Annotated in this window: 9 protein-coding genes and 1 pseudogene; 9 read left to right on the top strand and 1 reads right to left on the bottom strand. The window is 37.1% G+C overall.

The features are described from left to right. Positions 1 to 101: 101 nt before the first annotated feature. Positions 102 to 1481, bottom strand: coding sequence for an N-acetylmuramoyl-L-alanine amidase (locus tag CYJ72_RS01200; protein WP_284630201.1), 1380 nt, complete (start codon positions 1479 to 1481; stop codon positions 102 to 104). Between the two features lie 736 nt (positions 1482 to 2217). On the opposite strand from CYJ72_RS01200, the gene hisS reads away from it, so the two are divergent. From hisS to sufB, 9 genes and pseudogenes are all read left to right on the top strand, one after another. After that, positions 2218 to 3537 (top strand): histidine--tRNA ligase, encoded by a 1320-nt coding sequence (hisS, locus tag CYJ72_RS01195; protein ID WP_284630200.1) that lies wholly within the window; start codon positions 2218 to 2220, stop codon positions 3535 to 3537. Positions 3538 to 3539: 2 nt separating this feature from the next. Beyond that, positions 3540 to 5309 (top strand): aspartate--tRNA ligase, encoded by a 1770-nt coding sequence (gene aspS / locus CYJ72_RS01190; protein WP_284630199.1) that lies wholly within the window; start codon positions 3540 to 3542, stop codon positions 5307 to 5309. Between the two features lie 12 nt (positions 5310 to 5321). Next, positions 5322 to 6221, top strand: a complete 900-nt coding sequence (locus CYJ72_RS01185) for a deoxyribonuclease IV (RefSeq protein WP_284630198.1) — start codon at positions 5322 to 5324, stop codon at positions 6219 to 6221. 80 nt (positions 6222 to 6301) lie between these two features. Then, positions 6302 to 6958 (top strand): annotated as a pseudogene (locus tag CYJ72_RS01180) (DNA alkylation repair protein). A 207-nt stretch (positions 6959 to 7165) separates the two neighbouring features. Next, a complete protein-coding gene (sufC, locus tag CYJ72_RS01175; RefSeq protein WP_066126087.1) occupies positions 7166 to 7936 on the top strand; it encodes a Fe-S cluster assembly ATPase SufC in 771 nt (256 codons plus the stop codon). Between the two features lie 11 nt (positions 7937 to 7947). Next, the gene (gene sufD, locus CYJ72_RS01170) at positions 7948 to 9258 is read left to right on the top strand and encodes a Fe-S cluster assembly protein SufD (protein WP_066126085.1); all 1311 of its coding nucleotides are present in this window, start codon (positions 7948 to 7950) and stop codon (positions 9256 to 9258) included. After that, a complete protein-coding gene (locus CYJ72_RS01165) occupies positions 9251 to 10468 on the top strand; it encodes an aminotransferase class V-fold PLP-dependent enzyme (RefSeq protein ID WP_284630197.1) in 1218 nt (405 codons plus the stop codon). Before sufD ends, CYJ72_RS01165 begins: the two co-directional genes overlap by 8 nt. Then, positions 10455 to 10913 (top strand): Fe-S cluster assembly sulfur transfer protein SufU, encoded by a 459-nt coding sequence (gene sufU / locus CYJ72_RS01160; protein ID WP_284630196.1) that lies wholly within the window; start codon positions 10455 to 10457, stop codon positions 10911 to 10913. Before CYJ72_RS01165 ends, sufU begins: the two co-directional genes overlap by 14 nt. Further along, on the top strand, positions 10906 to 12318 hold the full coding sequence (gene sufB, locus CYJ72_RS01155) for a Fe-S cluster assembly protein SufB (RefSeq protein ID WP_284630195.1): 1413 nt from the start codon (positions 10906 to 10908) through the stop codon (positions 12316 to 12318). Before sufU ends, sufB begins: the two co-directional genes overlap by 8 nt. The last annotated feature ends 32 nt before the right edge of the window (positions 12319 to 12350 follow it).

Below are 12350 nucleotides of genomic sequence, written 5' to 3'. Positions count from 1 at the left end.
AATAGGGGGCTCATTAACATAATAATTTGAATATTCGCGATAGTGTTTAAATAAACAAAAAGACCTTGAAGTCCAAAGATGAAGTTCAAGGTCTTAAATTTTTATTTACTAAAATATTCTTCTAAAGCAGCTACAATGACATTCGTTACTGCATCTTGATAATCAGCTGAAGTAATATATTGTATATCGGTCGCATTGGACATATAACCTAATTCCAATAATACAGCCGGACGCGTATTTTCTCTTAATACAGAGTAATTGCCAAATAAGGTTCCGTTATTCGGTAAGGCGAGTGTCGAAATCGCATCATTGATACTTTTGGCTAATTCATAATCATTCTCATGGAAGTAATAGGTAGTGGAACCAGACCAGCCAACTTGACCTTTATCAAAATGAATGCTGATAAAGGCATCGACTTGTTGCTCATTACTTAAATCACTACGCGGTATCAAATCGATGAATTCATCGGTTTCACGAGTCATAAGGACTTTTGCTCCAACCGCTTCTAATTTTTGTTTTAATAAGAGCGAAGTAGATAAGGTAATGTTTTTCTCAAAGACGGATTCATCTTCAGTTGTTGCACCGGAATCTTCACCACCATGACCCGGGTCAATCATAATGACCGCATCTTGTAATGATTGAGCAGTTTTCTCAGCCACATGGCCAATCGAATCAGCTTCCATTCCCGCAATTCGACTTTCTACATAACCTTGTAGACCATCACTATCTTCAACTAAAATAAATTCTGTTTCATTACCATCTGCCGAAACGACTTCATCAATGTATTTGAATTTTTGACCATAAGCAATATCATAAATACGATTGGCATTCAATGAAGGAGCATCAAATAATGGTTCACCAGAATATCTTACAACCACTATTTTTTCAGCTGCTTCTTTTGCTTTTTGAATGGCTACTGGGTCATAGACTTCATCCAGTTTATCAGGATCAATCGAAGGCACATCACTTAAATTGATTAAATTGACTGCCCGCGTCTTAATGTATCCATATCGACCATCGACTTCAACTTGTAGCCAACCTTTTTTCTCGAAGCGAACAATCAGGTAATTTTCAGGTTGAATCGTAGTCATCACAGCTGATTTTTCGTTCATTTCGGTATAAACCGGTGTGTCAACTAATATATGGGCCGCAATGGCATGATCACTAGTTAATGTTTCACTTTCAATAAACCATTCAGGCACCCAACCATCGCTACGAGCATTCAGTCTCAGTTTGTACCAACCATTCGCTTTAGATAAAATATCATAGCTTTTACCTTTTTCTAAGGTTGCGATACTTTCCGAATTTGTTGCTGGTTCTATCCGTGCTACAACTTGATCTTTTTCAATTGTGACCTGTTCATCTGTAATTAAACTGAAGACAGCTAAAGAACCAATTAATAGCATTAATACGGTCATGAAAGGAGGGAAGTATTGACGCGATAAGAGTAATCGCATGAATTTTATTAGATTATCTTTCATAATTCCTCCAATATAAAACAATTGTACTTTTTATTATTATAAGACATTTTTCATAGAAAATTCAAACTTTTCAATAATGTTATCGAATAGTAATCATTTTGTGATAATCGTGTCATTATAACGATTACAAATTGGACGATAGGTTAAAAGTACATTAAAAACATTTAATCAATCAATTGTTTTTATCAAAATAAACTTGACAAATTCTTTAACTAACGGTAATCTTATACAAAGATGAATAGTATATTCGATAACATAGACAAGTAGCAAGCTGAACTCCAGAGAGTACATTCCGTGGCTGAAAGAATGCACATAGGCAAGAGCGAAGACACTATCGAGAAGAATAATGAAAAGTTATTCCGTTAGCCGCGATATGGCTTCGAGGTGATAGTATGACTATTACAAAATTAGGTGGTACCACGTATTGAACGTCCTAAAGCAATTGTTTTTGCTTTAGGATTTTTTTACTTTATTAGACCGGTATTGCAATCCTTACTACGAAACTAAACATTTGATGTTAGTTTACAATCATTTGCGTTTTTACTAACATTGAAAGACTAGATTAAATCGAGGAGACCCGTTAGCCAAACTATTTAATAATCTCACATTTAAACGAGGATAAACCTAGACTAACCACTCTATAATACCCATCCATAAAATGTTAGAATCATCGCACTCGAAGTACAAAATTGATTATTTGATAATACTAAAACCATTCCATTGAGGAGGAACGAAAATGATTAAAAAGATGAAAGGGACAGAAGATATTCTGCCTAAAGATAGTTATAAATGGCAATATTTAGAAGATACTGTTAGAGCGATTTTTGACACTTATCAATTTAAAGAGATAAGAACACCGATTTTTGAAGCGAAAGAATTATTTGCTCGTTCAGTCGGTGACACGAGTGATATTGTTTCGAAAGAAATGTATGACTTTAAAGATAAAGGTGATCGTGATCTAGCGTTAAGACCTGAAGGGACAGCCGCGATTGTGCGTGCTTACGTTGAACACAAGTTATTTGGTCCTGAACATCCACAACCTTTAAAAGTTTATTATATCGGACCAATGTTCCGTTATGAGCGTCCACAAGCAGGGCGTCAACGTCAATTCCATCAAATTGGGGTTGAGGTATTCGGAAGTACTAATCCTGCCACTGATGCTGAAGTGATCGGTTTAGCTTGGGATATTTTAACTGAATTAGAAGTTGAAAATGTGGAATTAAACATTAATTCATTAGGTAAACCAGCGGATCGTCAAAAATATCGTGAAGCCTTAATCGAGTATTTTACTCCTTTAAAGGATCAATTAAGTGAAGATTCTAAACGCCGTTTAGCGGATAATCCTTTACGTATTTTAGATAGTAAAGATGCCAAAGATAAAGCCTTAGTAGCACAAGCACCTACAATTTTAGATTTCTTAAGTGAAGAAAGCCGTCAACATTTTGAACAAGTTCAAGCGATGTTAAAAGCTTTAGACATTCCTTATACCGTCAATCCTTTGATTGTACGAGGTTTAGATTATTATCAAGATACGATTTTTGAAATCATTGTCAATGATGATGCGATTGGCGCTCAATCGACCGTCATCGGTGGGGGACGTTATGATGGATTAGTGGAACAATTAGGCGGTCCCCAAGCACCTGGCTTTGGTTTTGGATTAGGGATGGAACGCTTATTATTATTATTAGAACAACAAAAGATTGAATTACCAGAAGAAGAACCATTAGATTTGTTTGTATTAACAATGGGAGATGCGGTTAATATTAAAGCTTTACAAATCGTTCAAGCAGCTCGACAAGCAGGTTATTTAGCTGAACGTGATTATTTAGGTCGTAGCTTAAAATCCCAATTTAAAACAGCAGATAAATTAAATGCTAAGTTAACCTTAACGTTAGGTGAAAATGAATTAGAGACTGGTAAGGTTACCATCAAAAATAAAGCATTAGATAAACAAAAAGAAGTGGCTATTGATGATTTATTAGCAGATTTCGAGAACATTTATCGTGAGTTGACAACCGATACTTCAGCCATCGATAAGTACTTTAGAGGAGAATAAACATGGAACAAAGAACAGTATATGCAGGTTTAGTAAGTGAAGAATTAGTTGGTAAAACAATTACGCTTAAAGGTTGGGTACAAAGACGTCGTGACTTAGGTGGCGTTATCTTTATCGATTTACGTGACCGTGAAGGATTTTGTCAAGTTGTATTTAATGCCGAAAATTTATCGGTTGAACAAATGGATTTAGCGGATCATTTACGAAGCGAATATGTCGTAGAAGTATCAGGAGTGTTAAATAAACGTGTCGCTGATCAAATTAACCCGAATATTCCGACCGGACAATATGAATTAATGGCTCATGAATTAAATGTATTAGCCAAAGCCAAAACACCGCCCATTTATATTGAAGAACGCTTAGATGTTGAAGAGGAAGTACGTTTACGTAATCGTTATTTAGATTTACGTCGTCCTAATATGTTCAACAATTTACGTTTACGTCACAATGTCACAAAAGCCATTCGTGAATACTTAGATAGTCTTGATTTTATCGATGTCGAAACACCTTATTTAACCAAATCAACCCCAGAAGGTGCACGTGACTATTTAGTGCCAACGCGTCGTGAAGCGGGTAAGTTCTATGCTTTGCCTCAATCACCACAAATCTTTAAACAATTATTAATGGGTGCTGGTATTGACCGTTATTATCAAATTGTTCGTTGTTTCCGTGACGAAGATTTACGTGGTGATCGTCAACCCGAATTTACTCAAGTCGACTTAGAAACAAGCTTCTTATCACAACAAGAAATTCAAGCAATCGTTGAAGGAATGTTAAAACGAGTCGTAAAAGCAGCTCGTGGCGTTGAAATGACAGAAGCTTTTCCAACAATGACTTATGAAAAGGCAATGAATGAATATGGGGTAGATAAACCGGATATTCGTTTTGAAATGAAACTAGTTGATTTATCAGAATTTGCTGCTCAATCTGAGTTTGGTGTCTTTAAATCTACGATTGAAAACGGCGGACAAGTAAAAGCCATTAACTTAAAAGGGTTAGCGGATGCTTATACGCGTAAAACAGCCGATGAACTGATTAATATCGTGAAGCCTTATGGTGCGAAAGGGTTAGCATGGTTAAAAATTACCGATGAAGGTTTCAATGGTCCGATTGCTAAATTCTTTGCTGATGAGACAAGTTATAAAGCCATCACTGAGCCAACGAATGCTGAACCAGGTGACATCTTGTTCTTCGTAGCCGATCAAAAAGATATCGTAGCAGCTTCTTTAGGTGAATTACGTGTTCGTTTAGCCAAAAAGCATGAATTATTCGATCAAGATGAATTAGCTTTTGTTTGGATTACTGATTGGCCATTATTCGAATATGATGAAGAAGCCAAACGTTATGTGGCAATGCACCATCCGTTTACCGCCCCTCAAAATATGGACTTAACGGCAATGAAAGAAGACCCAGCTAATGCATTAGCACAAGCATATGATATTGTATTAAATGGTTATGAAATTGGTGGCGGCTCAATCCGTATCTTCACGCGTGAAATGCAAAATCAAATGTTTGAATTATTAGGTTTTACACCGGAACAAGCACAAGAACAATTTGGTTTCTTAATGAATGCTTTTGATTATGGCTTCCCACCACATGGTGGCTTAGCATTAGGTTTAGATCGCTTAGTCATGATTTTAGCTAAAGAACCAAATATTCGTGAAGTGATTGCCTTCCCTAAAACAGGGCGTGGAGTCGACTTATTGTCAAATGCCCCAAGTTATGTTGCAAATGATCAAGTTAGAGAATTACATTTACGCATTCAAGAATAGGAGAGTAAATTAATGTTTATTGGATCTCATGTTTCAATGTCAGGTAAGGATATGCTTCTAGGTTCAGCCAAAGAAGCTGCTTCTTACGGTGCCAATGTCTTTATGATTTATACGGGCGCACCACAAAACACACGTCGTAAAGATATTTCGACTTTTAAAATTGAAGAAGCTCGTCAATTTATGGCAGCTAATGGTATTGATTTCTTTACCGTCCATGCTCCTTATATCGTAAACCTAGCCAATACCACTAAAGAAGGATATTTTGATTTCGCAGTTGAATTTTTAAGAGAAGAAATTAATCGTGTGGAAGCGGTAGGTGCCAATCAGGTTACTTTGCATCCTGGAAGTCATGTTGGAGCAGGTGAAGCGGTGGGGATTGCCCAAATTATCAAAGGTCTAAATGAAGTGATTCGCCCGGATCAAAACGTGCAAATCGCTTTAGAAACAATGGCCGGAAAAGGTACGGAATTAGGACGTACTTTTGAAGAAATTGCACAAATGATTGATGGTGTTACCCATAATGATAAATTATCGGTTACCTTCGATACCTGTCATGTTTATGATGCGGGTTATGATATTGTCAATGATTTAGATGGTGTGTTAAACCAATTTGATAAAATCATCGGTTTAGATCGCTTAAAAGTCATTCATATTAATGATTCCAAAAATCCATTCCATAGTAATAAAGACCGTCATCAAAATATTGGTTTAGGTTCAATTGGATTTGAAACTATTAATCAATTGGTTCACCATCCACAATTGATGCATTTACCCAAAATCTTAGAAACACCATGGGTGCCAAAACCCGATAATGAGAAGGTAAAAGTAGCCCCTTACAAGCAAGAAATTGCGATGTTAAGAAAAGGTGTATTCAATGAAAACTTAATGGATGATATTTTAAATAATCGTTAATCCTGATAGTATAGACTACCAACAGCAAATCTTTTGTTATTGGTAGTCTTTTTTAAGATGAAGAATAGGAAGGTGCCAACGTGTCCTCAAAATTTGAAATTATTTTGACGAAGTTAAAACCCAATGCAAACCCACAGAAAGCGGTGGAAATGAAACAATATATGCGCAATCAATTTGAATTTTTGGGCGTCAAGATACCTGTAAGAAAAGCGCTTATTAAAGAATTTATTCAAAATGAAAAAGCAACTCAAACAATCGATTGGCAATTTGTGAACGATTGTTATGATAGTCAATTTCGTGAGCTGCATTATGTCGCATTGGATTATTTACAAGCGATGACCAAATGGTTAACATATGATGATATTTCTAACTTATATCACTTGGCTAAGCACCATCAATGGTGGGATACTATTGACCGATTAGATCGTTTAATCGGTAATATTGGGTAAACAGATAATCGGGTCGATCATTTAATGCTTGAATGGTCAAAGAATGAGGATATTTGGCTTAGACGCTTAGCCATAGATCATCAAATTGGACGTAAAGATAAAACAAATACGGAATTGTTAACCGCCATCATTTTAAATAATTTAGGTAGCGATGAATTCTTTATTAATAAAGCGATTGGTTGGAGTCTTAGAGAGTATGCTAAAACCAATCCTCAGTGGGTACTTCAATTTTTAGCTGACTATCAACATCAGCTATCTGCATTATCCTATCGTGAAGCAAGCATTTAAAATAGGGAGTAGACCAGAAGTAGAAAATTATTCAATTTTCACTTCTGGTCCACTCCCAATATTTGATAGTGCAAGTATCAATGTTCTTTACTATTATTTATTTCACAAATGTGCTATGAATTTAGAATGTTAGTTGAATTTGGGAAAAGATTGAAAGACCAATAAAATTTAGTTACAATATATTTATAAATTTAAGGAGGCGTTCACATGTCTGTTTTAGAAATTAAAGATTTACATGTCAGAATTGAAGACAAAGAAATATTAAAAGGTGTGAATTTAACACTGAATACCGGTGAAATTCATGCCGTAATGGGACCCAATGGTACCGGAAAATCAACCTTAGCAGCCGCAATTATGGGCAATCCTGCGTTTGAGGTCACTCAAGGTGAAATTTTACTTGATGGCGAGAATGTATTAGAGATGGAAGTTGATGAAAGAGCGCGTGCCGGTCTATTTTTAGCAGTTCAATATCCAAGTGAAATTCCTGGCGTGACCAATGCAGAATTTATGCGAGCAGCAATCAACTCACGCCGAGCTGAAGATGATAAGATGGACGTGCGGACGTTTATTAAAAAACTAGACGAAAAGATGGCCTTATTAGATATGCCTGAAGAAATGGCAGGACGCTATTTGAATGAAGGATTTTCTGGTGGAGAAAAGAAACGTAATGAAATTTTACAATGCTTAATGATTGAGCCAAAATTTGCGATTTTAGATGAGATTGACTCTGGATTAGATATTGATGCTTTAAAAGTTGTTTCTAAAGGTGTTAATGCAATGCGGGGTGAGCAATTTGGTTCCTTAATCATTACTCACTATCAACGTTTATTAAATTATATTGAACCAGATGTCGTTCATATTATGATGGACGGAAAAGTTGTCATGACCGGAGGACCTGAGTTAGCACAACGCTTAGAAGCAGAGGGTTATAAAGGGATTAGTGAAGAATTAGGTCTAACGTTAGAAGAGAAAGAATAGGAGTGAATTTAATGTCATTAAATGAATTACACTCACAATATGAATTATTACCATATGCTTATGAATTACCAGAATGGTTTACTCAATTGCGTGATGAAGCAAGTGAAAAATGGGCAACATTAGCACTGCCGGTAATTGAGCGCGCTAAATTTCATCGTTGGCCATTATTTAACACCAAAATTGTTGATGTGGAAGCAATGATGGACCCCTTAACTTATGGAACAGCCGCTGCGTTAGAATTGGCCGAAGCAGAAGGAGCCAAAATCGTTCAAGCAGGTAATAGTACCATTATGGAGAGCTTACCAATAGACTTAAAAGAACAAGGCGTCATCCTAATGGATTTATTTGAGGCGCTAGTCGAATATCCTGATTTAGTCCAACAATATTTCGGTACCGTCATTGAACATCATACGGATAAAGTGGTTGCCTATAACACCGCACATCTGAATGGTGGATTGTTTATTTATGTGCCCAAAAATGTTGAAATTGAATTACCAATCGAAAGTATTTTAATGGCCGATGCCCGTTATCATCAAGCATTTAATAAACGCGTCTTAATCGTTGTAGATGAGAACAGTTCAGTTGATTACTTAGAGCGTGTCCAAGCTGAAGGAGAAGCAACCTTTAGTGCGACTATTATCGTTGAAGTGATAGTAAAAGCAGGAGCTCGTTTAAAATATATGGCTATCGATACCTTACCACAAACTACCCATGCCTATATTAAACGCTATGCAAGGACTGAACGTGATGCTCATATCGATTGGGCGATTGGAGAAATGAATGATAGTAATGTTATTTTAGATTTGGATACTTATTTAGATGGTAATGGATCTGAATCACAAGTGGCGATTGTCGGTATTTCTTCTAATAAGCAAGTTCAAGCCATTGATTCAAAAGTTGTTAATCGTGGTCACCATACGATTGGGAATATTTTCCAACATGGCGTCATCTTAGACCGTTCGACCTTGACCTTTAATGGCATTGGTTTAATTGAAAATGGCGCCAAACATGCTGATGCGCAACAAGAGAGTCGCGTTTTAATGTTATCAGATAAAGCACGCGGAGATGCCAATCCGATTTTATTAATTGAAGAGTTTGAAGTGACCGCAGGCCATGCTGCAAGTATTGGACAAGTCGATGAACAACAATTGCATTACTTAATGAGTCGTGGTTTAACAAAAGAAACAGCAGAATATTTAGTCATACGTGGATTTTTAGGACCGGTTATTTTAAGTATGCCTTCACAAAAAGTACGCGATGAATTAATGGAAGTTATTGATCATAAGTTAATGAGTATTAAGGCAGATGATTTAAATGATTAATCCATTACGTCAACAATTCCCGATTTTAAATCAAACGGTCAATGATGAGCCGTTGATCTACTTTGATAATGCAGCCACTACCCAGAAGCCACAGGCCGTATTGGAGGCAATGATGCGCTATTATCAAGAAGACAATACTAATATTCATCGCGGTGTTCACAGCTTAGCTGAAAGAGCGACCACCCAGTATGAAACGGTTCGAACGAAAGTGGCTCAATTTATCGGCGCTAAAGCAACGAATGAAATCATATATACAAGTGGGACAACGGCAAGTCTTAATTTTTTAGCACGTAGTTTGGTGGAACCAATCATGACAACGGGCGATATTATTTTAACCACGGCCTTAGAGCATCATTCTAACTTTGTTCCTTGGCAAGCCGTTTGTCAAAGAACAGGAGCCCAATTAAAAATGTTACCTTTAACAGAGGATTTTACTGTTGATTTGGCTCAATTGCCTCAAGCAGAAGCGTTAAAATCCGTTAAAGCTTTGGTAATCCAACATGTTTCCAATGTATTAGGCGTTGAACAACCTATTCGACAATTGACTGAGTGGGCACATCAACATAATATCATCGTGGTAGTGGATGGTGCCCAAGCGGTCGCTCATCAAAGTCTAGATATTGAAGCCTTAGATGTCGATGCTTATTGTTTTAGTGGTCATAAATTATATGGACCAACGGGTATTGGAATTTGCTATCTCAATCGTCGTCATCATGAAACATGTCAGCCATTCTTTTATGGTGGAGAAATGATTCATTATGTCGGAGATGAAACCAGTAATTATAAAGAAGCACCTTGGAAATTTGAAGGAGGAACACCACCCATTGCGGAAGTCATTGGATTAGGTGCAGCGATTGATTGGCTAAACGACAACGGCATGAAACCTATACAAACTCATGTCCAAGAGCTAACTCAACGGTTAACACAGGGGATGTCTGAAATCGATGGCGTGACCGTCTATCACCAAGGGCAAAATGGCATTTTAAGCTTTAATATTGAAGGGGTTCACCCGCATGATGCGGCGACCGGTTATGATATGGAAGGGATTGCCGTTAGAGCTGGCCATCATTGTGCGCAACCTTTGATGCGCTATTTAGGTGTTCATGCGACTTTAAGAGCCAGCTTAGCCGTTTATAATACAGAAGCAGAAGTAAACCATTTTATTGAAGTAACGAAAAAGGTAAAGGAGTTTTTTAATGGGCCTATCTAATTTATCTCATTTATATCGAGAAGTGATTTTAGATCATGCACAACATCCTCATCACCATTATGCTTTAGACAATGCAACCCATCACATGGAATTATTAAATCCAACCTGCGGTGACGCTATTATGGTGCAAATGGTAGTGAAGGATCAGATGATTGAAGAAGTGGCTTATACCGGACATGGATGTTCGATTAGTATGGCCAGTGCGAGTATGATGACAGAGGCTATTAAAGGACTTACTATTGATAAAGCCTTAAAGTTAATTGACGTTTTTAATCAATTGGTTAAAGGAGAAACAATTGATGAACAATGGGAGCTTGCCTTAAAAGATGCTTATTTCCTTGAAGGAGTTAAACAATTTCCTGCACGTTATAAATGTGCGGTATTAGCTTGGAAAGCTGCAGCAGGGGCAGTCGACCCACAGAAAGAGAGTGATTTAGATGACTGAAGTAGTAAGAGAACATGAAGTGCCAGTCGTGGATGACTATGCTTATGGTTTTAAAGACAATGCAGAAATCATTTTCTCAACTGGAAAAGGTTTAAAAGAAGAAGTGGTACGCACCATTTCAAAAGAAAAAAATGAACCCCAATGGATGTTAGACTATCGCTTAAAAGCTTTAGATGCCTATTATAATGCTAAAAAAGTTAATTGGGGACCGGATTTATCTGGCTTAGACTTAGATGATATTACTTATTATCAAAAAGCCACTAATAAACCAGCGAGAAGCTGGGATGATGTCCCTGAAGAAATCAAAAATACCTTTGAACGACTTGGTATACCTGAAGCTGAACGTGCTTATTTAGCAGGGGCGGCCGTGCAATATGAATCAGAAGCTGTTTATCATAATTTAAAAGCCGAGTTTGATAAACTAGGTATTTTATTTACTGATACGGATACAGCTTTAAAGGAATACCCAGAAATTTTTAAAGAACATTTTGGAACAGTGGTACCGCCCACTGATAATTTTATCGCGGGATTAAATGGAGCCGTCTGGAGTGGTGGAACTTTTATTTATGTTCCAAAAGGCGTAAAATGCGATATTCCATTACAAACATACTTTAGAATTAATAATGAAGGAACTGGACAATTCGAACGGACTTTGATTATTGTCGATGAAGGTGCCAGCATTCACTATGTTGAAGGTTGTACAGCACCGACTTACTCAACCGCTTCTTTACATGGTGCAGTGGTGGAAATTATTGTCAAAAAGGATGCCTATTGCCGTTATACCACCATTCAAAACTGGTCTCATAATGTTTATAATTTAGTAACCAAACGTTCGGTTGCTCATGAAGGCGCGACAATGGAGTGGGTTGACGGTAACCTTGGTGCTCAAGTGACCATGAAATATCCAAGTGTTTACTTACAAGGTCCAGGTTCTCGTGGTACCGTCATGTCCATTGCCTTTGCTGGAGCGAATCAAATTCAAGATGCCGGTGCCAAAATCTATCACAATGCACCAAATACCTCGAGCTCAATCGTTTCTAAATCGATTGCGAAAGACGGTGGTAGTGTCAACTATCGTGGACAAGTCTATTTTGGTAAAAATTCACAAGGATCCATGTCGCATATTGAATGTGATACGATTATTATGGATGAAAAATCAAAATCAGATACCATTCCATTTAATGAAATTCATAATGGCCAAGTGGCTTTAGAACACGAAGCCAAAGTATCGCGCATATCAGAAGAACAATTATTCTATTTAATGAGTCGCGGTTTATCAGAAGCGGCTGCTACTGAAATGATTGTCATGGGATTTGTTGAACCGTTTACCAAAGAATTACCGATGGAATATGCAGTTGAATTAAACCGATTGATCAGTTATGAAATGGAAGGTAGTGTGGGGTAGTTACTAACTATGAGCTAGGAATGTTATTATAT

The sequence above is a fragment of the Globicatella sanguinis genome (genome assembly GCF_002847845.2).
GTDB classification, from domain to species: Bacteria; Bacillota; Bacilli; order Lactobacillales; family Aerococcaceae; genus Globicatella; species Globicatella sanguinis.
The sequence above is the reverse complement of the archived record's forward strand: the minus strand, read 5'-3'. Positions and strand labels throughout refer to the sequence as shown.

Bases quoted from the DNA above. Each gene is read 5' to 3' on its own strand.
- sufB (WP_284630195.1), top strand. From the start codon at position 10,906: ATGACTGAAGTAGTAAGAGAACATGAAGTGCCAGTCGTGGATGACTAT.
- aspS (WP_284630199.1), top strand. From the start codon at position 3,540: ATGGAACAAAGAACAGTATATGCAGGTTTAGTAAGTGAAGAATTAGTT.
- hisS (WP_284630200.1), top strand. From the start codon at position 2,218: ATGATTAAAAAGATGAAAGGGACAGAAGATATTCTGCCTAAAGATAGT.
- CYJ72_RS01185 (WP_284630198.1), top strand. From the start codon at position 5,322: ATGTTTATTGGATCTCATGTTTCAATGTCAGGTAAGGATATGCTTCTA.
- sufC (WP_066126087.1), top strand. From the start codon at position 7,166: ATGTCTGTTTTAGAAATTAAAGATTTACATGTCAGAATTGAAGACAAA.
- CYJ72_RS01165 (WP_284630197.1), top strand. From the start codon at position 9,251: ATGATTAATCCATTACGTCAACAATTCCCGATTTTAAATCAAACGGTC.
- sufU (WP_284630196.1), top strand. From the start codon at position 10,455: ATGGGCCTATCTAATTTATCTCATTTATATCGAGAAGTGATTTTAGAT.
- CYJ72_RS01200 (WP_284630201.1), bottom strand. From the start codon at position 1,481: ATGAAAGATAATCTAATAAAATTCATGCGATTACTCTTATCGCGTCAA.
- sufD (WP_066126085.1), top strand. From the start codon at position 7,948: ATGTCATTAAATGAATTACACTCACAATATGAATTATTACCATATGCT.